The sequence below is a fragment of the Streptomyces sp. NPDC048370 genome, assembly GCF_043200825.1.
Lineage (GTDB): Bacteria > Actinomycetota > Actinomycetes > Streptomycetales > Streptomycetaceae > Streptomyces.
The window spans coordinates 175,703-200,799 of sequence record NZ_JBICYI010000010.1 but is presented as its reverse complement, the minus strand read 5'-3'; the positions used below and the strand labels follow the sequence as shown (position 1 = coordinate 200,799).

Sequence of the window (25,097 nt, the reverse complement as noted above, 5' to 3'; positions counted from 1 at the left end):
ACTCGGGCGGACATGCCGAAGGGCCGCCCGCACCACGGATGGCGGACGGCCCTTACGGGAACAGCGGGGTGGAACTAGGAGGCCTTGGCCTTCTCCTGGCTCGCGGCGGCGGGAGCCGGGGCGGGCTTGGCCGCCTCGTAGAACTCCTCGCGCGGCGTCTCCATCGCACCGAGGGAGACGACCTCACGCTTGAGGAACATCGCGAGGGTCCAGTCGGCGAAGACGCGGATCTTGCGGTTCCAGGTCGGGACGGCCATGCCGTGGTAGCCACGGTGCATGTACCAGGCGAGCCGGCCCTTGAGCTTGATCTTCATCTTGCCCATGACGATCATCGCGACGCCCTTGTGGAGGCCGAGGCCCGCCACAGCACCCTTGTTGGAGTGCGAGTACTCCTTCTGCGGGAAGCCCCGCATGCCGGAGACCACGTTGTCGCCGAGGACCTTCGCCTGACGCAGCGCGTGCTGGGCGTTCGGCGGGCACCAGGCGCGCTCGGCCGGGACGCCGGCCTTGATCGCGGCCAGGTCCGGGACCTGGGCGTTGTCGCCGGCGGCCCAGATGTAGTCGGTGCCGGTGACCTGGAGGGTCGGCTGGGCGTCCACGTGGCCGCGCGGGCCGAGCGGGAGGCCGAAGCGGGCGAGCGCCGGGTTGGGCTTGACGCCCGCGGTCCACACGATCGTGTTGGAGTCGACCTCGAGGCCGTTCTTCAGCACGACGTGACCGTCGACGCAGGAGTCCATGGACGTCGAGAGGTAGATCTCGACACCGCGGCCCTCGAGGTGCTCCTTGCCCCAGCGGCCCAGCTCCGGGCCGACCTCGGGAAGGATCTTGTCGGCTGCGTCGACCAGGATGAAGCGCATGTCCTCGCGCTTCACGTTGGTGTAGTACTTCGCCGCGTCGCGAGCCATGTCCTCGACCTCGCCGATGGTCTCCGCGCCGGCGAAGCCGCCGCCCACGAAGACGAAGGTCAGCGCCTTGCGGCGGACCTCCTCGTTGGTCGTCGAGTCCGCCTTGTCGAGCTGCTCCAGGACGTGGTTGCGGAGGCCGATGGCCTCCTCCACGCCCTTCATGCCGATGCCCTGCTCGGCGAGGCCGGGGATCGGGAAGGTACGGGAGACCGCGCCCATCGCGATGACCAGGTAGTCGAACGGCAGGTCGTACGCCTCGCCGACGAGCGGCGCGATCGTGGCGACCTTGCGGTCCTGGTCGATGGTGGTGACGCGACCGGTGAGCACCTCGGCTCCGCGCACGACGCGTCGCAGCGGGACGACGACGTGGCGCGGGGAGATGCTGCCTGCGGCGGCTTCGGGGAGGAAGGGCTGGTACGTCATGTACGAGCGCGGGTCGACGACCGTGACGGTCGCTTCCGCATAACGCATCTTCTTGAGGATGCGTCGTGCTGCGTACAGGCCTACGTACCCACCGCCTACTACGAGGATCCTGGGACGCTCCGTGGTGCTCATGCATCCGAGTATCCACCCCTCCCAGGGGGGTCGCTCGTGCGCCCCTTCACAAGGTTGTGGACCACCTCTGCTACACTCCGCCGCCCACGTGACCCAGGTCATGGTCGTGCAAAGGAACCACAGTGCAGGGGTGAACGTTGTTCACCCCTACTGAACTGGCCCGGAGAGGGTCCGTTAACCCCGAACCACGGGGTGCGTTCACACGATGGAAACAACGAGCGAACAGGGCCCTCGGCCTACGAATGAGCCCCGACAGGGGCGCTGGAGGCCCAGTTGGCCCTCCACGACCCCCATCAGGGCCCATTTCCTTGTGAAGAACTTCACGAACTTTCCCGACGCGGTGTCGCGGGGGGCGTCGGGGCGTGCCCGTTATGCCACGGAGAGTGCGATTCCGTCGAGGATGTCGTGCTCGCTGACGACGACCTCACGGGCCCCCGTCCGCTCCATGATCTCCAGCAGGACGAGCGCCCCGGCGACGATGACGTCGACCCGCCCGGGGTGCATCACGGAGATCGCGGCGCGCTCGTCGTGGGTCGAGGCGAGGAGCGTGTCGACGATCTCCGCGACCTTCTCGTACGCGATACGGGAGTGGTGGATCTTCTCGGAGTCGTACTCCTGGAGCCCGAGCGCGATCGCGGCGACCGTGGTGACCGAGCCCGCGAGCCCGACCAGGGTCTCGGCCTCCCGCAGCGGCACGGTCTCCTCCGCCAGGTCCAGGGCGGCGCGGATGTCGGCGCGGATCGCGGCGACCTCCCCGGCGGCCGGCGGGTCGCTGCGCACATGGCGCTCGGTGAGCCGGACGCAGCCGATGTCGACGGAGCGGGCGGCCTCGACGTGCCGGTTGCCGACGACGAACTCGGTGGAGCCGCCGCCGATGTCCACGACGAGGTACTTCTCCGTGCCGTGCAGCTCGCCGGTGGCGCCGGTGAAGGAGAACTCGGCCTCCTGGTCGCCGGTGATCACCTCGGGCTCGACGCCCAGGATGTCCAGGACGCCGCTCACGAACTCGTCGCGGTTCTCCGCGTCCCGGGAGGCGGAGGTGGCGACGAAGCGCAGCTTCTCGGCGCCCAGCTCCTTGATGACGGCCGCGTAGTCGCGGCAGGCGGCGAAGGTCCGCTCCAGTGCCTCGGGCGCGAGCCGGCCGGTCCTGTCGACGCCCTGGCCGAGCCGGACGATCGTCATCCGCCGGTCCAGCTCGATCAGTTCACCCGTCTCCGGGTGGACGTCGGCGACGAGGAGACGGATGGAGTTCGTACCGCAGTCGATGCCCGCGACCCGGGTCATTCGGCGGCCTCCTCGTCCTTCTCCGCGCACGGGGTGACGCAGGGGCCCTTGGCCCACCACTCCGGCAGCATCGCGATCGCCTCGTCGCCCAGCGGGTTCACGCCGGGGCCCGCGGCCAGCGAGTGGCCGACGAGGACGTGCAGGCACTTGACCCGGTCCGGCATGCCACCGGCGCTCGGGAAGCCCTCCAGGACCTCGATGGCGTCACGGCGGGCGATGTAGTCCTCGTGCGCGGCCCGGTAGGCGGCGGCAAGCTCCGGGTCGGTGCCGAGCCGGGCCTGCATCTCCTTCATGACCCCGTTGGCCTCCAGCGTGCCGATCGCGGAGGCCGCCCGGGGGCAGGTCAGGTAGTACGTGGTGGGGAACGGGGTGCCGTCCGGGAGCCGCGGCGCGGTCTCGACGACGTCCGGGTTGCCGCAGGGGCAGCGGTGCGCGATGGCGCGCAGCCCCCGGGGCGGGCGGCCGAGCTGGTCCTTGAACGCGGCGACGTCCGCCTCGGTCGGCTCGGTGCGGGCGGTCTGCGGAGGGGGCGTTTCCATGCTGCGTCTTGTCTTCTCGTCGAGGGCGGTCGGTGGGGTGGACGGTGGGTGGACGGTGCTCGGATGCGGGGAGCTCCCGCCCGCCCGGGGCGTCACGACCCGTCGGGGCCGGGGTCCATCATCTCGCGTCGTGGCGTCAGCGGCCCGTGTCGGCGCGGTCGACGCCGTCCCAGAGGTCGGAATACCAGGGGCGGTCCGCCTCGCTCTGCTCGGTGCGGCGGGCGCGCTCGGCCTCGGGGTCGTTCACGGTGAAGCCGGTCTCGCCCGGCATCACGTAGTGCAGGTGCTCGCGGGCGAGCCGGCGGACGTACGCGGGGTCCTGGAGCCGGGCCTTCTCGTCCCGCAGCTCCTCGACGCGCGCGGCGGCCTCGGCGGCCTGGCGCTCCTGCTCGGCGATCTCGCCGCGCTGGGAGACGTACTGCCGCATGGGGTACGCGAGGGCGACGACCAGCGAGCAGACGACCAGGGCGAGGAAGGCCGCGCGGCCGGTGAGCCGGGAGCGGCGGGCCTGGCGGCGGGTCTGGGAACGGTAGACGCGGGCGGCGGTCTGCTCACCGAGCAGCTTGATCCTGGTCGCGGTCGAGAACCGGTCCCGGGCCATGTGCGCGCCTCCCCTTTACGTACGGACGTCCCCGCACACGGTACGGGACCGGGTGCGGGGACGTACGTAACCGAGGGTGATGCGGGGTCCTCAGGACCCTCCGGATCCTCGGATCAGCCCTTGAAGCGCGGGAACGCGCTGCGGCCGGCGTAGACGGCCGCGTCGTCGAGGATCTCCTCGATGCGCAGGAGCTGGTTGTACTTGGCGACGCGCTCGGAGCGGGCCGGGGCGCCGGTCTTGATCTGGCCGCAGTTGGTGGCGACGGCGAGGTCGGCGATGGTGACGTCCTCGGTCTCGCCGGAGCGGTGCGACATCATGCACTTGAAGCCGTTGCGCTGGGCCAGCTCGACGGCGTCCAGGGTCTCGGTCAGCGAACCGATCTGGTTGACCTTGACGAGCAGCGCGTTGGCGGCGCCGTCCTCGATGCCGCGGGCCAGGCGCTCCGGGTTGGTGACGAACAGGTCGTCGCCGACGATCTGGACCTTGGAGCCCAGCTTGTCGGTGAGGACCTTCCAGCCGTCCCAGTCGTCCTCGAACAGCGGGTCCTCGATGGAGACCAGCGGGTACGCGGCGACGAGCTCCTCGTAGTACTCGGTCATCTCGGCGGCCGAGCGCGACTTGCCCTCGAACTCGTACGAGCCGTCCTTGTAGAACTCGGACGCGGCGACGTCGAGCGCGAGCGCGATGTCCTTGCCCGGGGCGTAACCGGCCTGCTTGATGGCCTCCAGGATGAGGTCGAGCGCCTCACGGTTGGAGTCCAGGTTCGGGGCGAAGCCGCCCTCGTCGCCGAGGCCGGTGGACAGGCCCTTGGTCTTCAGGACGGACTTGAGGGTGTGGTAGACCTCGGTGCCCCAGCGCAGGGCCTCGGAGAAGGACTCCGCGCCGATCGGCGCGATCATGAACTCCTGGATGTCCACGTTGGAGTCGGCGTGCGAGCCGCCGTTCAGGATGTTCATCATCGGAACGGGCAGCAGGTGCGCGTTCGGGCCGCCGAGGTAGCGGAAGAGCGGGAGGTCGGAGGCCTCGGACGCGGCGTGCGCGACGGCGAGGGAGACGCCGAGGATGGCGTTGGCGCCGAGGGAGGCCTTGTTGTCCGTGGCGTCCAGGTCGAACATGGCCTGGTCGATGAGGCGCTGCTCGGTGGCGTCGTAGCCGACGAGCTCCGGGCCGATCTGCTCGATCACGGCGAGGACGGCCTTCTCGACGCCCTTGCCCTGGTAGCGGTTCTTGTCTCCGTCACGGAGCTCAATGGCCTCGAACGCACCGGTGGAGGCACCGGACGGAACGGCAGCACGGCCGGTGCTGCCGTCGTCGAGGCCGACCTCGACCTCGACCGTGGGGTTGCCTCGGGAGTCCAGGATTTCCCGGGCTACGACGACGTCGATGGACGGCACGAGCATCTCCTTCTGGGATGTGACGCTAGATGTGACGCTTGCGGTGCAGGGTCGCTTTGGCCTTGCGACAAGAGCCTAACCGGCTCGCGGGCTCCAGCCAGCCGGGCGCCCGCCCCCTGGGACGAAAAAGGACCCAAGGGTACGCATCCAGGGCCAAAGACCCTCAGAACTACTCGCCGGTAACCCCGGCGCGGCCGCGCGACGGGGCCGCCCGGCGGTCCGCGGACGACGGACCCCGGACAGCGCGGAACCCCGGTCCGGAGCGCACGGGGGAAGGGCGCTCCGGACCGGGGTGGTCACCGCGGGAGGGTCGAAGGACCTACGTGAGCCGCCGGACTCACGCGGGCCGTCGGGCTCACTTCAGGTGAAGCTGCTGGCCCGGGTAGATCAGGTCGGCGTCCTCGACGACGCCCTTGTTGAGCTCGAAGAGCTTCGCCCAGCCACCCTTGACGTCGTGCGCGGCGGCGATGGTGCTCAGGGTGTCGCCGGAGACGACCTTGTACTCGCCGTCGCCCTTCTTGACCTTCTTGCCGGTCGGGGTGGTGACGGTCTTCTTGGACTCGGCCTTCTTCGGGGCGGTCCGCGTCTCGCTGCGGGTCGTCGGCTGCTCGGCCTGACGCTCCGGCTTCGGGGCGGCCTGCTGGGCCGGGGCGCTCTCCTCGACGGCACCGGGGGTGGCGGACGAGAGGCCGACGCCACAGCTCGGCCAGGCGCCCTTGCCCTGACCGGCGAGGACCTTCTCGGCGATCGCGATCTGCTGCGACTTGGAGGCCTGGTCGGCGCTGGCGGCGTACTGGGTGCCACCGAAGGCGGCCCAGGTGGAGCTGGAGAACTGCAGGCCGCCGTAGTAGCCGTTGCCGGTGTTGATGGACCAGTTGCCGCCGGACTCGCACTGGGCGACCTTGTCCCACTCGGAGACCGTGGCGGCCGAGGCGGTGCCGGCGGTCATCAGGGGGGCGGCGACGGCGACACCGGCGACACCGGCGAGGGCGACGGCGCGGGTGGCCTTGGAGGGACGACGGTGTTTGCCCTTGGCGGAAAACAGCATGGAGATTCTCCTCACCGACGCCTACGAGGTGAGCTGTCGGGTTCGGGCCATGTGAGTTGCCCGGCCGCGCGGCTGGCGCGCGGCTTCACCCCAAGCCGTTCCTTCGGCCGTCTGTCTCAACGGCCGGGGACGGCACTTACCTTGGGTCCCCCGCTCCTGCCTACGGCGCATGACGCGACGACTGTTCCCATCGGCCGACGGCAGGATTCGGCGTTTCGGTCGACGGGGCCCGCGGTGGCGAGCGGTGACGACCGTAGACACAGACCCGAGGGAAGTTCAAAGACGTCCATGAGGGACAAAACGGCCCTACTTGCCTCGGGACGAAGGGTATTTACGCAGGTGAGAGGTGACGGAAGCAGAGTTTGCGGACGAGACACGCCAGTTGAGGCGAAGAGACCCATGTCTCACTTGCACAGAACCGGACATTCGGCCTCGAACCACCCCTACTTCGGGTCCGTCTCCGCGTCCTTCTCCGCGGGCGTACCGATCGTCAGATCCAGGCTCTGGCCAGGGAGGATGAGGTTCGGGTCGGCGCCGACGGTCGATCGGTTGGCGTCATAGAGGGCGCCCCAGCCGCCGGGGAGTTCGTTGCGCTGGGCGATCTCGGTGAGGTTGTCGCCGGGCTTGACGGTGTATTCACCGATAGCGTCCGCGATGCCCTCGGCAGGCGTCTTGTCCGCAGTGTCGCCACTGTCCTTACTGTCCCGATTCGCCGCCTCCTCGTCGGTGGCGCCCGGTGTCGACCCGTCAGCCGGCGAGGCGTGACGGCCCGTTTCACGCGAGTTGTCCGTCTTGCCCGACTCGTCCGTCCCGTCCGTAGCCTCCGGGGCAGCGCCGCCCCGGTGCTTGCCGGTCCCGGGAGCGGTCGGCGCGGGGGACGCCCCGGGGGTGGCCGCGGAGGGCGAGGAGGGCGCCGACGGGGTCGGGGTGGCCTCGGGGCCCTCGAGGGCCTCCGGCGGGGCCTGGACGTTCGGAAGGCCGGCGGTCCGGTTGGACTCCGGGAGCGGGCCCGTCGGCTCGCTCGGCTCGACGGCGGGACCCGGGTCGACGCCGGGCTTGACGCCGTCGACGGTGAGACCGGCGATCGGGGCGCAGGTGGCCCACTGGGTGTCACCCGCGGCGAAGGCCTTGTCGGCCACCACTATCTGCTGGGCGCGGCTGGCGAGGTCCGCGCTCGGCGCGTACGCCAGACCGCCGTGGCGCTCCCAGCTCTCCTGGGTGAACTGCAGCCCGCCGTAGAGGCCGTTGCCGAAGTGGGCGCTCCACTGGCCGCCCGACTCGCACTCGGCGACCCGGTCCCAGGTGGCCGCGTCGGCGGCGGAGGCCGAGCCCGCCCCGAGGAGGGGCAACGCGAGGGCCGATCCCGTCACGCCTGCGGCGACGACGATGGCGGGGGCCTGGCGGGGTCTGCGGTGTCGTCCGTTCCCGGAGCGCATGCGGAGCTGCCTTTCGCGTGACTGCTGAGGTGACGGTGAACGTAGCGGCATTCGAACGTGAGTCACAAGTCGATGCAGCGGAGATCACGTAAAAGTCACAGTCTTGACGGATCGTCAGCTCTCGCGAGAGGTGGACGAGGGGGAGAACTCCACCGGAAGTGTGCGCAATCCACGCATGATGAGCCCGCCCCGCCACCGCAGATCGGACGGATCGGCACCAAGTCGCAGATCCGGCAGGCGCGTCAGGAGCGTGGCAAGCGCGATCTGTCCTTCGAGCCGGGCGAGCGGCGCCCCGATGCAGTAGTGGATGCCGTGCCCGTAGCCGAGGTGTTGGTTGTCGCGCCGGGACAGATCGAGCGTGTCGGGCTCGTCGAAGCGCGCCGGGTCGCGGTCGGCGGCGGCGAGCACGACGAGGACCGGGTCGCCCGCCGGGATCGCCTGGCCGCCGATCGTCAGCGGCTCCATGGCGTACCGCCAGGTCGCCAGCTCCACCGGCCCGTCGTAGCGCAGCAGCTCCTCGACACCGGTCTCCAGGAGGCCCTGCTCCCCTGCGGCGAGCGAGGCCTGCAGACGGGCGCGCTGATCCGGATGACGGAGCAGGGCGTACATCCCGTTCCCGATCAGATTGACGGTGGTCTCGAAGCCGGCGAAGAGGAGGATGAAGGCCATGGCGGCGGCCTCGTTCTCGGTGAGGTGCTCGCCGTGGTCGGAGGCCTTGATGAGCCCCGAGATCAGGTCGTCGCCGGGATCGAGCCGCTTGCGGTGGATCAGCTCCGCGAGGTAGCCGCGCATCTTCTTGACCGACCGCGCCACCCCGCCGCGCGGCCCTCCGCCGTGCCGGATCATCATCCCGGCCCAGTCCCGGAAATCGTCCTGGTCCTCCTCCGGCACCCCGAGCAGGTCGCAGATCGCGTAGATGGGCAGCGGGAAGGCGAACTCGTGGATGAGGTCGGCGGAGCCCTTCGCCGCGAAGGAGTCGATCAGCCGGTCCGTCAGCTCCTGCACCCGGGGCGTGAACTCGGCGACGCGGCGCGGGGTGAAGGCCTTGGAGACGAGACGGCGCAGCCGGGTGTGGTCGGGTGGGTCGATGTTGAGCAGATGCGTCATCAGCTCGGCCTTGCGCTCCCCCGGAATCCCCGTCTTCCCCTTGGCGTGCGCGGGCTCGTCGTGGTGCGCCGGGTTCTTCGAGAGCCGCTGGTCGGCAAGCGCTTGCCGGGCGTCCGCGTACCGGGTCACCAGCCAGGCCTCGACCCCGCTGGGCAGCTTGGCCCGGTGGACGGGCGCGTGCTCGCGCAGCCAGGCGTAGGCGGGGTACGGGTCGGTCGCGAACTCCCAGGTGAAGAGCTCGGGGGCGGGGGGTCCGGCGGGGGTTTCGGCGGGGGGTCCGGCGGGGGTTTCGGCGGGGGGCGTGCTCACCCTGAGACGGTACAAGGTGACCGCCGCACCGGCCTCCGGGCCGCCCGGTCCGGCCTCCGGGCCGCCCAGCCTCCGAGATGTGATCATCCCGTGAAGAGGAGTGGCCTAGATTCTCCCGCGTGGATGCCCAGTTGCTCAGAAGCACGTTCGCCGTCGTCGAGAGACGGGCCGAACATGCCGTCACCTTCTTCTACTCCCATCTGTTCTGGCACAACCCGGGCGTCCGCGAGCTCTTCCCCGAGGACCTGCGGGCCCAGCGCGACCGGCTCTTCGCCGCGCTCACCCATGTCGTGACCCATCTGGAGGACCCCGGGCTCGCGGAGTACCTCGCCCATCTGGGCCGCGACCACCGCAAGTTCCTCGCCTCCCCCGCGCTCTACGCCGCCGTCGGCACCAGCCTGACCGCCGCCTTCGCGCACGCCGCGGGGGCCGCCTGGAGCGTCGAGGCCGAGAAGGCGTGGGCCGAGGCGTACGGATACGTCGCCGAGCTCATGATCCGGGGCGCCGAGCAGGCCGAGGCCGAGGGTGAGCCGCCCTGGTGGGACGCCGTCGTCGTCCGGCACCGGCGGCTCGACGAGGACCTGGCGGTGCTGACCCTGAAGCCCCGCAGGCCCTTCGCGTACCGGCCGGGGCAGTACGTCGGCGTCAGCTCGCTCCGGGTCCCCCGGGTGTGGCGGACGTACTCCCTGGCCAACGCCGCCCGCGCGGACGGCACGGTGGACCTGCACGTGAGCCGGATCCCGGGCGGGGCGATGAGCACGACGCTCGTCGACGCGGTACGGGAGGGCGAGCCGCTCCGGCTGAGCGCGCCCGGCGGCGCGCTGACGGCCCGCACGGCGCCGGACGTCCCGCGCAGCTACATCGCCGCGGGGACGGGCTGGGCGCCGGTCAAGGCGCTCCTGGAGGAGGTGGCGGACGGCCCGGAGGGCGTCGAGGCGCGGCTCTTCCTGGTGGCACGGGCGAAGGAGTACCTGTACGGGAAGAGGGACGCGGAGCACCTGCGGGAACGGATACCCGGCCTGAAGGTCACGTACATCGCCTCCGCGCCCGAGCGTCCGCGGGAGCAGGCGACGGAGCGGCTGCTGCGCGCGCTGTACGCCTGCGGCAACTGGCCCACGCACGACGTCTACGTGGCGGGCCCGCCCGAGTTACTGGCGGAGACCCTCCCGGCCCTTCAGCAGCTGGGCGCCCCGCGCGTCCACCACGACCGCCTCCCGACACCGGGCGAGGCCCGCCCGCTTGGCACGGCGGAATGGTTCATCGCCCGCCCGGAACCCCACTGGCACAACCCGGCCGACCGCGCGCCCCACCCCAGGTGACCGCCCCTAGGGGTACCCGGGGCTACCGCCCCTCCGCCGCGAGGATCGCGTCCCGGTACGCGCGGGCCGCCGCGCGCAGGGCGGCTTCCGGGTCCGTGCCGGAGGCCTCCGCCTCGGCGGCGAGGGCCAGCAGGTCGTAGCCGATGCCGTCGCCCTTGGGCAGCTCCACGTCCAGGCCCGCCGTGCGGACCCGGCCCGCCAGCTTCGCGGCGAGCGCCAGGCCCGGCTGGCCGAGCGGCACCCCGTCGGTGACCGAGTCGCGCTGCTTCTCGATCGCCTTGGTGCGCAGCCAGTGCGCCTTGACCTCTTCCGGGGTCTCCGCCTTCGCGTCGCCGAAGACGTGCGGGTGGCGGTGGATCAGCTTCTCCACGATCGTCGCGGCGACGTCGTCGACGGAGAACGGCTCCTCCTCGTCCTCCTCGGCGATCCGGGCGTGGAAGACGACCTGGAGGAGGACGTCCCCGAGCTCCTCGCGCAGTTCGTCGCGGTCGCCGTCCTCGATCGCCTCGACGAGTTCGTACGACTCCTCGATGCCGTACTTGGCGAGCCCCTTGTGGGTCTGGCGCGAGGACCACGGGCACTCGCGCCTGATCCGGTCCATGACCTGCACCAGGTCCAGGAGTCGGGCGCCGGGCAGGTCGTACGAGCCGGGCAGCAGCTCCAGGTCGGGCATCGTGACGCGGCCGGAGCCGGCCAGGCGGGCGAGCCCGTCGGTGAGCGCCTGGTCACCCTCGCCGGAGGGCAGGATCACGACGGTCCGGCCGCCGGCGCACGCCTCGACGAGCTCCTGCGCCGCCGGGCGGGCGTGCTCGACGGCGACGCCGGCCTCGCGGAGGTACGGCAGCTGCGGGTGGTTCTCGTCGGCGCACAGCACCCGGTCGGCGCCGTGCAGCGCCTGCCACGCGGGCCAGGACAGCAGTCCGGGCGCCACGCGGTGGCTGGCGGTGAGAAGGACGATGCGACCGGACTCGGCGGGTGATGTGGCGTTCACCCTTCCGAGCCTACGTGGGGCCGGGGGCTGTCCGGCGGGTCAGGGTCGGACAGGACGCGGCGTCTGGTGCGGTGCATCGCAAGGCGCCGGGGCGCCTCAATAGCGGAGCTGTTCAGGCGTTTCGGCAACGCGGCGAGGTGCCGTGCCAGGCGTCGTGGCCCCGGCCCTGATCCGCCGGACAGCCCCGCCTACGCGCCCGCCTCCGCGGCCGCCGGGTCCTGGCTGATCTGCCGGACCCACGGGGCCGTGAACGTGCCCAGTTGGATCTTCGTGTCGTCCCACGCCCCGAAGCGCGGGTTCACGTCGATCTTGAGGTCCTTCGAGGCCGCTGTGAAGACTCCGAGGAGCTTCTTCTGGCCCTCCGGGGTGTTCGCGATGCCCAGCTTCTCGGCGATCTTGTTCATCAGGACCGTGCGGCGGACGACCCCGTCGATCTGGTCGGGGGCGACCCCCTGCTGCTGGAGCAGGGTCGCGGCGAGCTGCTCCTCGCCGCCGCTCTGCTTGGCGAACTCGCTCCGCGTCCGCTGGATCTCGCCGCGCGACGCCGTGATCCCGTTGTCCTCGGCGACCTTGTCCACCACCCGGTCGAAGATCATCACGTTGAGCTTCTCGCGGCTGAGGTCGCCGGTGGCCTGGAGCAGCTGCGCGGACTGCGGGGACGCCTCCTGCGCGGTCCGCACGTCCCGCACCTGCGCCTGGAGGCTGGACACCTCGATCCGTTCGCCACCGACGACGGCCGCCGCCCCTGGGTGGGGCTCACCGCCGCAGGCGGCGAGCAGCGGAGCCGCGGCGAGGAGCGCGGCGGAGACGGAGAGCGCGGTGCGGCGGTGCAAAGGAGCCTCCCGGCGTGGGTCATTCAACAGGTGCGGCGCGAAGCGTCTCGTTGAGGGGTGGTGGTCGGGCTGGCGGGCGGGCGGAACGACCTTGCGGTGATCGATGGTAGGCAGTCGCCGTGGCCGGGGCCACTACTTCGACGTGACTGTCTCGATCAACGACTCACGCGTTCGGGTGGTGGCGGCCGGGGGGAGCGGAACGTCCGCGTTCGTCGCCTTCACCAGGAAGTGCGGTCGCCGCTTCACCTCGTAGTAGATACGGCCGACGTACTCGCCCACGAGACCGAGCATCACCATCTGGACACCGGCGAGCGCCGTGACGATGACGAGCAGCGTGACGTATCCGGGCGTGTCGACGCCGTTGACCAGCGCGTCACCGACGATCCAGGCCGCGTACGCGAGCGCCACCGAGACCAGGACCATTCCCAGATAGACGGCGGCCCGCAGCGGCTTGTTGTTGAAGGAGAGGAGTCCGTCGAGCCCGTAGTTGAGAAGTTTCCCGAAGGTCCATTTCGAACGGCCCTCCTCACGTACCGCATTCTCGTACTCGAATGTGGTGGTGCGGAATCCGACCCAGGCGAAAAGGCCCTTGGAGAAGCGGTTGTACTCGGTGAGTTCGAGGATCGCGTCGACGGTACGGCGCGAGAGCAGCCGGAAGTCGCCGACCCCGTCCACCAGCTCGACGTCGACGAGCCGGTTGATCGCCCAGTAGTAGGCGCGGGCGGTCAGGGTGCGGGTGACCCGGTCGCCCTTGCGGGTGCGCCGGGCGATGACCTGGTCGTACCCCTCGGAGTGCAGGGCCAGCATGCGGTGCACGAGCTCCGGCGGGTGCTGGAGGTCGGCGTCCATGATGACGACGGCGTCGCCCGCGGCGTGCTGCAGGCCGGCCAGCATGGCGGCCTCCTTGCCGAAGTTCCGGCTGAAGGAGACGTACCGGGCGCGGGGGTCGGAAGCGACGATCTCCTCCAGGAGCGGGAGGGTCCGGTCGTGACTTCCGTCGTCCACGTAGACCAGCTCGAATTCCCCGTCGAAGCGGGAGAGTTCGGCGGTCACATGGTCGTGGAAGCGACCGATGATCTCCTCTTCGTTGAAACACGGGACCACGATCGAAAGAAGCACGAAGGACACAACAACCGACGCGGGTGACTCCGGCCGATTCGAAACATGACGACAAGGCGACCATTGCGTGAACTGGCCCCGCTGGATCACCTTTTCGTGTTCCGTACTGGCATATTCACACCATCATGCCTGCTCAGACGACATCGGCCGCCGTGAGCCGCTTTACCGGCCCCGCCGCCCCGCTCGCCGCCTCGCTCGCCGCCTTCCTCACCGCGCTCGCGGTCTGCGTCGGGGACGCGGTCGCCCGCACCTTCCCCTTCGGGCCCGAACGCCGGGGCGTCAACGACCTGTCCAACCAGTTCATCCCGTACCACGCCCATCTGTGGGACCTGGTGCACGGACGTACGGACGGCGGGCTGCTGCTCAACTGGCAGTCCGGTTGGGGCAGCAGCTTCCTTCCCGACCTCGGGACGTACCTGGGCAGCCCGCTCGCGCTCCTCGTCGCGCTCTTCCCGCGCGAGGACATCGAGTACGCGGTCTACACGGTCACGATCCTGAAGATGGCCGCCGCCGCGGCCGCCATGACCGTGGCGCTGCTGCGGCTGCGGCCCGGCGTGTGGTGGGCGGCGGCGGTGCTCGGCGCCTCGTACGCGCTGTGCGGCTGGTCGGTCATCGAGGCCACGTACAACCCGATGTGGCTCGACGGACTGATCGCCTTCCCGCTGCTGTGCCTCGTCGGCGAGTGGGTCCGCCGGGGCCGCCGGCCGCTGATCGGTCCGCTGGTCGTCGCGGTCTGCTGGGTCGGCAACTTCTACACCGCGTACATGGCGACGATCGGCGCCGCCCTGGTGCTCCTGGTCCGGCTCGCGGTCGTCCACGAGCTGCGGCTCCGGGTGGTCGTCCGCGCGGTGGCGACCGTGCTGCTGGGGATCGGGCTCGCCGCGCCGATCCTGGTACCGGTCTTCCTCGGCTCCACGCACGCGTACCCGGGCTGGACGAACGAGTTCGAGGCGGCGAGCGGAACGGACTTCCTCGCCCGGCTGATGCCGGTGACGTACAGCTTCTCGACCCCCGCCGCGTTCGTCGGGACGGGGACGCTGCTGCTCGCCGGGGCGCTGCTCTTCCACGGGAGGGTGCCGCGCAGGGAGCGGGTGCTGTGGGCCGGGTTCGCGGTCGCGGTCGCGCTGTCGCTCCAGTGGCAGCCGACGCACCTCGTCTGGCATGTGTTCGCCACTCCCAACGGCAGCCCGTACCGGCAGACGTTCGTCCTGTGCGGAGTGCTGGTCCTCGCCGCCTGGACCGTCGTCTCGTACGGCTGGCCGGGGCGGCGGGCGCAGCTCGGCGGCGTCGGCGTGGTGGCGGCGGTCGGCGTGGGGGCGGTGGCGAGCGAGGAGGTGACCGGCTGGTCGTACCCGCTGTTCGCCCTCGGTCTCGCGGCGGCCTGCGGCGGGGTGTGGCTGGCCCGGCGCGGGAAGCTCCCGGTGGTGGCGGCCGTGCTCCTGGCGGGGGCGCTCGTCGGGCAGGCCGCCGCGACCACCGCGTACGCGGACCGCGAGCGGCTCGGCAGGCTCGACGACTATCCGGCCTGGGGCGCGGAGCAGGGGCGACGGACGCAGGCGCTCGGCGAGGCCGACGGCTGGCCCGCGTACCGCACCGACTCGGGGCGCGAGCAGATCACCGGCAACGAGCCGATGCTCTTCGGCGGCCAGGGCGCCGCGTACTACAGCAGCCACACCCCCGCGGTGCTGACGAAGACGCTGGCCGCGCTCGGCGGCGGCTGGACCTCGCGCGGGCGCAATCTGCAGAGCCTGGACAACCCGGTGACGGACGCCCTGTTCGGTGTCGGCGCGCGGTGGCGGGGCGACCGTCTGGTGCGTACGGACCCGGACGCGGTGCTGCCGCTGGTGACGGTACGTCCGGAGGGTGCGGCCGCGCCCCGGTACGGAGCCTCTCCGTTCCGCAACCAGGAGCTGCTGCTCGGCGCGTCGGTGTACACGCTCCCGGCGCGGGGCACGGCCTGCCCGATCGGGAGCGAGGTCTTCCTCTGGGCCCCCGACTTCCGGGGGACGGCCCGGCTCGGCACGGGCGGCAAGAAGGTCAAGATGACCGGCGAGCTGCCCAAGCGCCGGGCGGCGCTGACGTCCATGGGCGTCCAGGAGCGGGCAGGTGATGTGGTGGCCCTGAAGGGCCGGCGCGGCAAGAAGCACGAGGTCGGCTGCCTGGACAGCTCCCGACTCGCGGCGGCCGTCGCGGAGTTGAAGGCCTCGGCCCCGGTGTCGGTCGACGTCACGGACAGCGGCATCCGCGCGGAGCTCCGCCCGGGGGCGCGGGGCACGGTCGTCGTCGCGGCCCCGAGGATCGCGGGCTGGACGTGCGAGGGCCGCCCGGCGGACGCGTACGGCGGCCTGGTGGCGACCCGCGTGGACGGCGACCGCACGTCGATCACCTGCGACTTCCGCACACCGGGCCTGCGGGCGGGCCTGGGCGCGGGCGCGCTCGCGGCGGCGCTGCTCGCGGGGTGGCTGCTGTGGGCGGGGCAGCGGAGGCGGCGGCGCCCGGCGGCGGTCACGCCGGAGGCCCCGGCCAGGTCGGAGCTCGCGCGGACGGCGTGACCGCAAGACGGGGTGACGGCATGACGGCAACCCCGTCTTCTGCGCGGAATCGAGCCGGGGAAACCTCCATTCCCGAGTGACAAGGGCCACGACAGTCAGGCTGTGAACTCCCTGTTCGCCGCCTGTACGGTCTTGCCGGACCAACTCATTCACCGGGAAGGCCGCATCAATGCCCGGCACCACTGGGGCCAAAAGCGGCGGAGAGCCGGCGAACCGTCTCTTCGCCCTGGACGGAATCCGGATCACAGCAGCCCTGATCGTGGTCTTCTACCACTACATCGGCCTCAATTCCGCATGGGACAGAAACGCCTCCGACCTGTTTCCCGCACTGCGTCCCTTCGCGGTGTACGGCTGGCTCGGCGTGGAGATCTTCTTCATCGTCAGCGGCTTCGTCATCTGCATGAGCGTCTGGGGACGCCCGGTCGGTGACTTCGCCGTGTCCCGGGTGTCCCGGCTCTTCCCCGCCTACTGGGCGGGCATCGCGCTCAGCGCGCTCACCCTGTGGTTCCTGCCCGAGGTGCAGGAGCTGCGCCACCTTGAGCGGTGGAGCGACGTCCTGGTCAATCTGACCATGATGCAGGGCGGCCTTGGCGTCGGGAATGTGGATCACTCGTACTGGACGCTGTTCGTGGAACTCAAGTTCTACGCACTCTTCGCGCTCGTCGTACTCCGCGGTGTCACGTATCGCCATTGCGTTCTCTTCTGCGGAATCTGGACGCTGGCCGCGGTTGCCGCACCGACCACCGACTTCCAGCTGCTCCATTTCTTCGCGATGCCGCAGTACGCGCCGTATTTCATCGCGGGAATCGCGTTCTATCTGATGCGCCGATTCCGCCCCACCATGCTGCTGTGGGGATTGGTCGGAGTGCAGTTCCTGCTGGCCCAGCACTACGTTCCCGAGCGCATGGACACGAACCTCGGCCCGCACCTGGCGGGTCAGCTGCCGACCTGGCCCGCGCGTCTGGTCATCGCGCTCGGCTTCCTCGCGATCGCGGCCGTGGCGCTCGGCCGCCTCGACCGCGTCCGGTGGCGCTGGCTGAAGACGGCGGGGGCGATCACGTATCCGCTCTACGTGATCCACATGGCGATCGGCATCACGCTGATCCACCACTTCCGCGACCGTGTCGCGCCCCTCCCCCTCGTCGTGTCCGTGACGGCCGCCATGGTGGTCCTGGCCTGGCTGATCCACGTCTTCGTGGAACGCCCGCTGTCGAAGCGCCTGCGCTCGGGGATGAGGCGCGGGGTCCAGGAGATCCGCCTCCACACACCGGCTCCGACCGAGCGTCCCGCGCGTGCGCGGTCGGCCCCCCTGACGGCGAGCGTGGGTCCGGTCGGGCTGAAACGCCGGCTCGACCGGACCACGTGACGGCTACGGAATCCGGTGCCGGCCAAGGCACCTGGTGACGGCTAAGGAACCTGCTCCGGTGCCGACTGGGCGGGGATGCTCCCGTCCGCCTTCCCGGGCGTGCCCCCGTCCGCCTTCCCTGGAGTGCCCCCGCCCGCCTTCGTCCTCGACTTCGTCCACATGTCCCGCAGGCTTTCGAGCATCGACGCGAGGAAGATGACCGCGCCGCCGAAGATCTGCGACAGGCTCAGCGACTCGCGGTTGACGAGCCCGAACAGGCTGGCGAACACGAGGTCGAGGTTGAAGATCACCGAGGTGCGCGCACTGCCGACCCGCCGCTGGTACCGGGTCTGGAGGTAGATCGCCAGAGCGGTCGACATGACCCCCATGAAGACGATCGCGATCCACACCTTGGTCTCGGCCAGGGGCGCGAGGTCCCGCTGGAACGGGAAGTACAGCAGGGCGAGCGTCCCGAACAGCACCTGGAAGAAGCCCAGGGCCAGCCGGTCGACCTGCCCGGACTCCGGCTCGGACGTCAGCTTTCCGATGATCGAGATGGTCATCGCGATGGCGAAGGCGGCGAGACCGCCCCACAGATAGCCGACGGAGAGGTCGTCGAGGTCGGGCCCGAGCACGATGAAGGCGCCCACGACACCGACCACCACCGAGGCGAGGTCCACCTTCGACGGCCACCCCTGGCCGAGCGCGGCCGAGACGAACGGGATGAAGACGATGCACATCGTCACGCAGAACGCCGTACTGGCCGACGAGAGGTAGTGCAGCGCGTAGCTCTGGCTGACGATGTTGAGCGCGCTGAACAGGCCCAGCACGAGCCCGCCGAGCAGCGCCTTGCGGCTGGCGCGCAGCGCGACCGGGAGGGCGAAGGGCAGCAGCGCCAGCGTCGCCACCAGGGAACGTGCGAACGCGTACAGACCGGGGTCCACCACGGCCACGGCGTTGTGCGTCAGCGGGAAGCCGATGCCCCAGATCAGCGGGATCGCGAAGATCGCCAGCAGAGCGACGCGGTCGCGTGTCTTCTCGGCCTTGCTGTCGTCCGAAGGAGCGGCACGCTCATCGGTAGTCGACGTATCCATAGAACTTCCCCGGCTCGTAGTTCCACGTCACGGTCCGCTGCGTGTCACCGAGCAGCATCTCGGCACGGCGCAGGTCGCGCGAGACCAACAGTCGCTGCAGCCAGCGGTCGGTCCCGTCGTAGCGTGCCTTGAACGCGGTTCTGCCGTGGACGGTTTTGAGATTGTCGAGCAACAGGGTCTCGCCGGGACCGAGGTCGACGGCGTACATGTTCTCGTGCAGGATCACCCGCAGTCGGTCGAGGGCGGCCTGGGCGCGGGGGTTCGTGCCGGCGATGTACTCGTCGTCGTACGCGATCATCGGCGAGGCGGGGTCGCCGAACAGCACGCGGATCGCGGGTCCGTTGCCGCGCTCGGCGTCACTGTTGCCGAAGTTGTAGTCGACGCTCGTCCGGAACTGGAACTCGGAGAGCGTGACGATGTCCTCCGCGCTCAGCAGGGGCAGGATCTCGTCCGCCCCGATCACGAGCGTCTTGGCGACCCCGGCCGGGTCGCGCCGCAGCCCGCTCAGCATCAGGTAGTCGGGCTGGACCGGGTGGTAGATGTTCTCGTTGTGCAGGTCGAGGATGACGGCCGAGCTGTCCGAGGAGATGTTGGACTCGTTGCGCTTGGCCGGACGCACGTTGTGGATGATCGCGCCGTTGCGCTCCTGGCTGTAGCTGAAGGGCTCGCCGAGCAGCTTGCCGAGCATGATCAGCGTGAACTCGCTGTAGTACGTGCCCTTCCCGTTCTCGATGTCCTCCGTGGACTCCGTGGTGGGCATCAGGTCGGGGTCGAGCGCGCCGTTGCGGATGAGCAGACGTCCGCCGGGGCCGCCCTTGCGCTTGAAGTCGAGCAGGGCGCGGACGTCGTCGTGCTCCAGGGTGGCGAGCGCCTCCTCGGCGTGCGCGGCCGTGCGCTCGAACTCCCGGTAGGGGTTGCTGCGGACGGCGTGGCGCCGGATCGCCTCCGACCAGGAGGCGATGTCGACGGTCGGCATGGGTATGTGGGTACGGGTCACAGCGCTGCCCTCGCAGTCTCGCCGCCGTCGACGATGTAGTGCTGACCGGTCATGAAACGTGCTTCGTCGGAGGCCAGGTAGACGAGGAAGCCACCGATCTCGGAGGGGTCGGCGTGGCGGCCCAGCGGGATGTTGGCGTTGACCTCGTCGAGCATCTCGTCGGTGTACTCCGCCCGCTGCATCGGCGTGAGCACGGCCCCGGGGGCGAGCGCCAACACCCGGATCTTGGGGGCGAGTTCGACGGCCATCGTGCGCGAGAGCGCGAGGATGCCGGCCTTGGAGGCGTTGTAGTCCGCGTAGTGCGGGAACGCGGCGAGGCCGTTGATCGAGGACATGTTGACGATCACGCCCTCGTCCATGCGCCGGACGGCCTCGCTCGCGACGTAGAAGACCCCGTTGAGGTTGGTGTCGATCACGGCGCGCCACTGCGCGGGCGTGATGGAACGGAAGCTCTCGTGGCGGACGCTGACTCCGGCGTTGTTGATCAGTACGTCGAGGCGCGGGAAGGTCTTCTCCAGTTCCTGGAACGCCTCCGCCACGGCGACGTCGTCCGAGACGTCCACGGTGATCGCCGCGGCGATCTCCGGAATGGCCGCCACCGTTTCGTCGATCGCGCGCTTGTCACGGTCGAAGATCGCGACGCGTGCGCCCTCTTCGACGAACCTCCGGACGGTGGCCTGGCCGATTCCGCTCGCACCGCCGGTGACCAGCACGCTTTTCCCTCTGATGCCCTGCATGAAGAAACTCCCCTGGGTGTCGGGCCGGGTGTCGGGCCGGGTGTCGGAGCGGATCACAGCTGCTCGAAGACGTTGCGGTCCGGAATATCGAAATCCACGGGCCACTTTCCGGAGTCGACGCGCTCCTTGATGTACGGGAAGTCGCGGTAGAGCTGACCGAGGAGGTGGTGCCCGACGACGATCCGCTCGTCGCTCTCCCCGAATTGCGGCAGGACGCTCAGTTCGGTCTCGAAGTCGAGATTCATGAAGAACGGGAAGCTGTAGCGCTCCTCGCCGGTCGTGACGACCCGGTGCAGGAGCGACCCCACCTTCCCGCCGGTGATGAACTGGAGCATGTCGCCGCCCAGGACGAGCAGGGTGTTCTTGAAGACGGGCATGCTGCGCCAGGTCTTCGAGGCGCGGTCGTACGCCAGCAGACCGGGCGAGGTCTGGTGGATGAGCGTGAAGAGCTCGTAGTCGGTGTGCGCGCCCATGGAGGTGTCGCCGCTGTTCACCAGCACGTCGTTGGGGACGTAGTGGATCAGGCGCAGCTGCGAGGCGGGGCGGGTGATCCACGGGTCGAAGTGGTTCTTGTCCTCCCCGACGCCCTGCGCGATGAGTTGCAGGATGGTGCGGCTGATGGCGAAGTTGGCCTCGTAGTACGCCTCCGAGGTCTTGGCCATGCCGTCGACGTGGGCGGGGTACCGGTTCGGCCCCACGAGTTCGTACCCGCGGCTGCGGCTCGGCGGCAGCGGGTCGGCCTCGTAACCGATGTCGAAGGCCTCGTAGGTCCGTATGGATTCGTCGCCGTACGCGCCCTGTTCGGTGACGGGGACGTAGCCGCGGTGATTGTCGGAATCGCCGATGTAGAACTCCATCTTCGACTCGGTGGAGGAGTCGAAGAAGCTCTTCGAGACGTCCTGCAACGACTTGAAGAGCAGCGGAGATATGACCTGGTCAAGGTCGGAGAGATAGAAGAAGCCGGTGCCAGCCAGGGTTTCGACGATGTGTGCGGGTGTCACGTCGCCGGAAAGTATCTGGTCGTAGCTGATCACCGGAATGGAGTGAATCGCCATGTATGGGCTCCCCCGAGCTCCATGCTTTCGGACAGATCTTGCCGACACAGAGTTTGGTGGAGCCCGGAAAGGAACGTCAATCTTCCACTTATCGCCGTACACAACGTAGTGATTGAGCGGCGAACAACGAAGCCCGCTTTGTTCGCCTATCCGCCACTGTCGACATTCAGGAACTGGCCACTCTGGCCATAACTAATCCCCCCGAATGTGACCGCCATCACACACCCCCGGCCGTTTGATTACCGCCGGGTTACGCCACCGGACGGCCCGAATGACCGCTTCGCGTTCTTGACGGGCTCACATCGAGGCGCCAGCGGACCTCGCCGTCCTGCCACACGTCGGTGGGCGTGAGCCCGACGGAGCCGGCGACGGCGGCGGACGCCGCGTGGTCGGGGTGGACGTGGGCGAGGACGGTGTCCACGCGCGCGTGCGTCGTGAGCCAGTCGACCAGCTCCCGCACGGCCTCCCGGGCGAACCCCCGCCCCTGCCACGGCGTCCCCACGACCCAGGCGACCTCGGCGCTCCTGTCGCCTTGGAGGGTCGCGTGAACGCCGGCCTGGAGGGTCGCGTGAACGGTCGCCTGGAGGGTCGCCTGGACGGTGCCGACGAGACGGCCCTCTTCCCGCTCCCGTACGACCCAGTTGCACCAGGAGACCCCGGGCTCGGACGAGCCGGCCGTCTGCCGCTCGTAACGGGCGCGCAGCGCCGCCACGGTGGGCGGCTCGCCCCCGATGAAGACGTACAGCGACGGCTCGGCGAGCACCCCCGCCATCTCCTCGGCGTGCTCGACGGCGAGGGGGTGGAGGGTGAGCCGGGGCGTACGGATGATGTCGGCCTCGATCATGGTCACGGAGCCAAGCATGACCCCTGGCAGGGAGGGTGGGAACATCTGTCCAGGACACCGGGACACCGGGAGACCAGGACGGGGGCTGGGCGATGGGACGCCTGTGGGACAAGGTCGTGGGCACCGCGTACCCGGACAGTGGTGTCGTGCCGCTGTCGGCGGCGGAGGTGCGGGCCGCGCTGCTCGCGGTCGACGGCCCGGACGTGCCGTTCCGTGTCCGCAACGGCCTCCCCGCGGAGAAGGCCGACCTGGTGGCGGAGTGGCGGGTCCCGGAACTGCGGATGACCCTCAAGACCCGGATGCGACTCGTCCCGGAGACCCGCGAGGTACGCACGCTCGACGAACGCTGGGAGGCCTCGACGGCCGACTCCGGCAAGCAGTACGGCCGCGGCCGGAGCACCCAGGTCGCCCGCAAGTGGAGCTACGAACAGGGACCCGACGGCCGCCGCCGAAAGGTGGAGACGTTCCGCTTCGACTCCCGGGACATGCGGAACCCCCTGCTGTCGGCCGTCCTCGGCGCGGGATGGACCTGGCGCGGAGTGCTGTTCAGGTGGTGACGTCGTGGTCCTGCCAGAGGTGTCGGCGGAGGAGGACGTTCGCGTCCGTCTCGGCGCTGCCGTCGTAGCGGGCGCGAGCGTCACGACGTCGCTCGGCCAGCCGCGCGCAGACCTCGCAGTCGGGTACGGGCGCGGGCGGGCGGGCCAGGTCGACGGTTCGCGTACGGGTACGGGCGTTGACCGCCCTGACGCCCGCACTCAGCCGTTCCTCCGGGGTCGCCGGCCGGAGGGCGTCCGGATCGGCCTGCCACTCCCGGCCGCCGCCGACGGGGCGGAGCATGACGTACGGGCCGATGTTTCCGCGAAACTCCCCTACCACGCATGCGACTTGGTCGTACACGAAAGCTCCGCACTCCATGGTTTCCCGCCTTCCTCGTGAATTACCCTCTGCGATCCGGGCACTACGAGAATGGACCCCGGACCGAGGAACGATGAGCGCTGCAGGGCGGTACTTCCCCACGTCGCGCGGGTAGTTCCACATCTTCCACAAGGGAGCGCGTGATGCCGGCGAGACGGGTGGTTACAGGCCGCAGCCAGGAACCGCGCAAGCGGTTCGCGGAGGAGCTGCGCAAGCTTCGGATCGAGCGCGGCGACAGCCTGCGGCGGCTGGGCGAGGTGGTCGGCTGGGACTGGTCCCTGTTCTCCAAGATGGAGAAGGGCGAGACCCTCGGCGGCCCGGAGGTGGTCGATGCGTTGGACACGCATTACGGGACGCCGGGGCTGTTGTTGGCGTTGTGGGAGCTGGCGGTGGGGGATCAGACGCAGTTCAAGGTGAAGTACCGCAAGTACTTCACCTTGGAGGCAGAGGCGGTCAGTGCCTGGAACCACGTGGCCGGCGTGATCCCTGGCCTGCTCCAGACCAGGGCCTACGCACACACGCTGATGGAGACAGGCCTTCTTGAGCGCGACGATCTGACACGCCATGTCGAGGCACGCCTGGGGCGCCAGGAGCGACTGACAGGAGCCGACGCCCTTGGCTTCCGTACGATCCTGCCGGAGGCCGTGCTGCGCAGGCCGCTGCTGGATCCGGCGCAATGGCAGGAACAACTGCAGCATCTGCTCACCATGGGCGACCGCCGGAACGTCACCATCCAGGTGCTGCCGCACTCCGCTGGGCTGTACGCGCTGAACCTCACCGATGTGACGTTCCTGAGGCTTACGGATGGCCGCGTCGTGGCCTGGCTGGAGACCAACTTCTCGGGCAGCCTGATCGAAGGTACGACCGACGTGGACCTCTTGCAGCTCCGCTACGATCGAGCTCGCGATCTGGCCCTTTCCCCGCCAGATTCAAGGAAGTTCATCATGAACGTGTTGGAGGAAGCGCAGTGCGAATCGTCGATCTGAGCACCTTCACGTGGCGCAAGAGCTCGTACAGCAGCGGTGACGCCGGCGCCTGCCTGGAGGTCGCCGACGCCCTCCCCCTCGTCCCCGTCCGCGACAGCAAGAACCCCACCGGCCCCGCCCTCCTCTTCGCCGCGCACGCCTGGGCGGTCTTCGTCGACGGGCTCAGGGCGGGTTGAGTGCGGGTACTCATGTGGGCGGCTGTCAGCGGCCTGCAGAGTACGGGCATGCGATCGAATCCCTTCACGAAGTCCCTGCTGGCCGCCACGCTCGGCGGCGTCGTCCTCCTGACCGGCCTCGGTGCGCAGAGCGCCGCCGCCCATCAGGCGTCCACGGTCAACACCGCCGCGACGAGCGACGGCGGCGCGGAGGCGCGGTTCCTGGAGATGCAGGACCTCATCTCGCAGAGCTGCCAGCCCGACGTCTCCGGCGGCCTCGACGCCGTGGCGGCGGAGCCGACCCCCGACTCCACCATGCCCGTCCTGGTCGACCCGGTGGCGCTGACCTCGACCGAGGAGTGCGCAGCCCAGAGGCACCAACTGCGCATCATCAAGGCGTTCTCGGGGACGGACACGGCCTCGTACGAGGCGCTGCGCACCAAGCTGACGGGCCTGAACTACCCGGCGGCGCGGATCCACCGCATGCCGGACTTCGCGGGCGAGCCCGTGGCGCGGCTCGACCTGCGGGTGGGGGCCGAGCACTTGGCTCTGCAGGTCACCGACATCGGCAGCGGTGTGATGGTCGAGGCGTTCGGCGCCCCTGAGGGCGTGAGCGTGACCGAGGTGCGGCTGGAGCCGCTGCTGGACTCACCCATGTTCTGAGGCCCGTCGGGCAGCTCGGATCACGCTGCGAGCTTCTCCGCCGAGGGTCCGCAGTCGCGGCAGCGGCCCGGTTCCGGGGCGCGGAAGGCGCGGTCGCAGTCCTCGCAGGTCTGCAGGGGGTCAGGGGCCGGGGGCTTCGCCGGAAGCGGCGGTGGGAGCAGGGTGGTCAGGCGGTGCGACAGGAGGCCTGCCGGGTGTTTCAGGTCGTCCGGGAGGCACGCCGTGAGTGTGCGGCGGACGGCGTCCGGGTGGGCACCCCTGGCGAACCAGGCGTCGACACCGGGGGCCAGACGCTGGATGTCTCGTACGGACAG

24 protein-coding genes and 1 riboswitch are annotated in these 25,097 nt (G+C 70.1%); of the genes, 7 read left to right on the top strand and 17 right to left on the bottom strand.

What is annotated here, in order from left to right; all coding sequences use genetic code 11:
* Positions 1–74 precede the first annotated feature (74 nt).
* From ACGFYP_RS22485 to ACGFYP_RS22450, 8 genes are all read right to left on the bottom strand, one after another.
* Positions 75–1,460, bottom strand: a complete 1,386-nt coding sequence (locus tag ACGFYP_RS22485; protein ID WP_361961132.1) for an NAD(P)/FAD-dependent oxidoreductase — start codon at positions 1,458–1,460, stop codon at positions 75–77.
* A 369-nt stretch (positions 1,461–1,829) separates the two neighbouring features.
* A complete protein-coding gene (locus ACGFYP_RS22480; protein ID WP_361961134.1) occupies positions 1,830–2,744 on the bottom strand; it encodes a Ppx/GppA phosphatase family protein in 915 nt (304 codons plus the stop codon).
* A complete protein-coding gene (locus tag ACGFYP_RS22475) occupies positions 2,741–3,283 on the bottom strand; it encodes a DUF501 domain-containing protein (protein WP_361961136.1) in 543 nt (180 codons plus the stop codon). Before ACGFYP_RS22475 ends, ACGFYP_RS22480 begins: the two co-directional genes overlap by 4 nt.
* A gap of 136 nt (positions 3,284–3,419) precedes the next feature.
* Entirely contained in the window at positions 3,420–3,884 is a 465-nt protein-coding gene (locus tag ACGFYP_RS22470; protein ID WP_361961138.1) for a septum formation initiator family protein, read from the bottom strand.
* Between the two features lie 113 nt (positions 3,885–3,997).
* Entirely contained in the window at positions 3,998–5,284 is a 1,287-nt protein-coding gene (gene eno, locus ACGFYP_RS22465) for a phosphopyruvate hydratase (RefSeq protein ID WP_393496261.1), read from the bottom strand.
* A 349-nt stretch (positions 5,285–5,633) separates the two neighbouring features.
* Positions 5,634–6,326 (bottom strand): transglycosylase family protein, encoded by a 693-nt coding sequence (locus ACGFYP_RS22460; RefSeq protein WP_393496258.1) that lies wholly within the window; start codon positions 6,324–6,326, stop codon positions 5,634–5,636.
* A 3-nt stretch (positions 6,327–6,329) separates the two neighbouring features.
* Positions 6,330–6,504, bottom strand: a riboswitch (cyclic di-AMP (ydaO/yuaA leader).
* Between the two features lie 265 nt (positions 6,505–6,769).
* Complete coding sequence (locus ACGFYP_RS22455; protein ID WP_393496255.1) at positions 6,770–7,762, bottom strand: transglycosylase family protein; 993 nt, start codon at positions 7,760–7,762, stop codon at positions 6,770–6,772.
* Positions 7,763–7,876: 114 nt separating this feature from the next.
* Positions 7,877–9,178 carry a cytochrome P450 gene (locus ACGFYP_RS22450; protein ID WP_393496252.1) on the bottom strand — a complete coding sequence of 434 codons (1,302 nt, stop codon included), beginning with the start codon at positions 9,176–9,178 and terminating at the stop codon, positions 7,877–7,879.
* A gap of 119 nt (positions 9,179–9,297) precedes the next feature.
* On the opposite strand from ACGFYP_RS22450, the gene ACGFYP_RS22445 reads away from it, so the two are divergent.
* A complete protein-coding gene (locus ACGFYP_RS22445) occupies positions 9,298–10,497 on the top strand; it encodes a globin domain-containing protein (protein ID WP_393496249.1) in 1,200 nt (399 codons plus the stop codon).
* A 22-nt stretch (positions 10,498–10,519) separates the two neighbouring features.
* Here ACGFYP_RS22445 and ACGFYP_RS22440 read toward each other — a convergent pair whose 3' ends face one another.
* The 3 genes from ACGFYP_RS22440 to ACGFYP_RS22430 form a co-directional block, all read right to left on the bottom strand.
* On the bottom strand, positions 10,520–11,488 hold the full coding sequence (locus ACGFYP_RS22440; RefSeq protein WP_393496246.1) for a nucleoside triphosphate pyrophosphohydrolase: 969 nt from the start codon (positions 11,486–11,488) through the stop codon (positions 10,520–10,522).
* A gap of 188 nt (positions 11,489–11,676) precedes the next feature.
* Positions 11,677–12,321: a SurA N-terminal domain-containing protein gene (locus ACGFYP_RS22435; RefSeq protein ID WP_361961152.1), complete on the bottom strand. Its 645-nt coding sequence runs from the start codon at positions 12,319–12,321 to the stop codon at positions 11,677–11,679.
* A gap of 132 nt (positions 12,322–12,453) precedes the next feature.
* Positions 12,454–13,440 carry a glycosyltransferase family 2 protein gene (locus ACGFYP_RS22430; protein WP_393496241.1) on the bottom strand — a complete coding sequence of 329 codons (987 nt, stop codon included), beginning with the start codon at positions 13,438–13,440 and terminating at the stop codon, positions 12,454–12,456.
* A gap of 125 nt (positions 13,441–13,565) precedes the next feature.
* Here ACGFYP_RS22430 and ACGFYP_RS22425 point away from each other — a divergent pair, with 125 nt between their 5' ends.
* On the top strand, positions 13,566–15,992 hold the full coding sequence (locus ACGFYP_RS22425; protein ID WP_393496236.1) for a YfhO family protein: 2,427 nt from the start codon (positions 13,566–13,568) through the stop codon (positions 15,990–15,992).
* A gap of 169 nt (positions 15,993–16,161) precedes the next feature.
* Positions 16,162–17,358, top strand: a complete 1,197-nt coding sequence (locus ACGFYP_RS22420) for an acyltransferase family protein (RefSeq protein ID WP_393496233.1) — start codon at positions 16,162–16,164, stop codon at positions 17,356–17,358.
* Between the two features lie 41 nt (positions 17,359–17,399).
* Here the strand turns inward: ACGFYP_RS22420 and ACGFYP_RS22415 are convergent, their stop codons facing one another.
* From ACGFYP_RS22415 to ACGFYP_RS22395, 5 genes are all read right to left on the bottom strand, one after another.
* Positions 17,400–18,431: a DMT family transporter gene (locus ACGFYP_RS22415; protein ID WP_393496230.1), complete on the bottom strand. Its 1,032-nt coding sequence runs from the start codon at positions 18,429–18,431 to the stop codon at positions 17,400–17,402.
* Positions 18,409–19,407 (bottom strand): TauD/TfdA family dioxygenase, encoded by a 999-nt coding sequence (locus tag ACGFYP_RS22410; protein WP_393496227.1) that lies wholly within the window; start codon positions 19,405–19,407, stop codon positions 18,409–18,411. Before ACGFYP_RS22410 ends, ACGFYP_RS22415 begins: the two co-directional genes overlap by 23 nt.
* A gap of 17 nt (positions 19,408–19,424) precedes the next feature.
* Positions 19,425–20,165: an SDR family NAD(P)-dependent oxidoreductase gene (locus tag ACGFYP_RS22405; protein WP_393496225.1), complete on the bottom strand. Its 741-nt coding sequence runs from the start codon at positions 20,163–20,165 to the stop codon at positions 19,425–19,427.
* Between the two features lie 53 nt (positions 20,166–20,218).
* Positions 20,219–21,220, bottom strand: a complete 1,002-nt coding sequence (locus ACGFYP_RS22400) for an isopenicillin N synthase family dioxygenase (RefSeq protein ID WP_393496223.1) — start codon at positions 21,218–21,220, stop codon at positions 20,219–20,221.
* Positions 21,221–21,470: 250 nt separating this feature from the next.
* The gene (locus ACGFYP_RS22395; protein ID WP_393496513.1) at positions 21,471–22,064 is read right to left on the bottom strand and encodes a GNAT family N-acetyltransferase; all 594 of its coding nucleotides are present in this window, start codon (positions 22,062–22,064) and stop codon (positions 21,471–21,473) included.
* A gap of 92 nt (positions 22,065–22,156) precedes the next feature.
* On the opposite strand from ACGFYP_RS22395, the gene ACGFYP_RS22390 reads away from it, so the two are divergent.
* The gene (locus ACGFYP_RS22390; RefSeq protein ID WP_393496220.1) at positions 22,157–22,621 is read left to right on the top strand and encodes a hypothetical protein; all 465 of its coding nucleotides are present in this window, start codon (positions 22,157–22,159) and stop codon (positions 22,619–22,621) included.
* Here ACGFYP_RS22390 and ACGFYP_RS22385 read toward each other — a convergent pair.
* Complete coding sequence (locus ACGFYP_RS22385) at positions 22,611–22,901, bottom strand: hypothetical protein (RefSeq protein ID WP_393496217.1); 291 nt, start codon at positions 22,899–22,901, stop codon at positions 22,611–22,613. The two genes, ACGFYP_RS22390 and ACGFYP_RS22385, sit on opposite strands and share 11 nt — an antisense overlap.
* Before the next feature lie 221 nt (positions 22,902–23,122).
* On the opposite strand from ACGFYP_RS22385, the gene ACGFYP_RS22380 reads away from it, so the two are divergent.
* Genes ACGFYP_RS22380 through ACGFYP_RS22370 form a run of 3 tightly spaced genes read left to right on the top strand, consistent with a single transcriptional unit; the run spans position 23,123 to position 24,783 of the window.
* Entirely contained in the window at positions 23,123–23,965 is an 843-nt protein-coding gene (locus ACGFYP_RS22380; protein WP_393496215.1) for a helix-turn-helix domain-containing protein, read from the top strand.
* Positions 23,947–24,141: a DUF397 domain-containing protein gene (locus ACGFYP_RS22375; protein WP_393496212.1), complete on the top strand. Its 195-nt coding sequence runs from the start codon at positions 23,947–23,949 to the stop codon at positions 24,139–24,141. The genes ACGFYP_RS22380 and ACGFYP_RS22375 overlap by 19 nt, the downstream gene beginning before the upstream one ends.
* 48 nt (positions 24,142–24,189) lie before the next feature.
* A complete protein-coding gene (locus tag ACGFYP_RS22370; protein ID WP_393496210.1) occupies positions 24,190–24,783 on the top strand; it encodes a hypothetical protein in 594 nt (197 codons plus the stop codon).
* Positions 24,784–25,097: the final 314 nt, after the last annotated feature.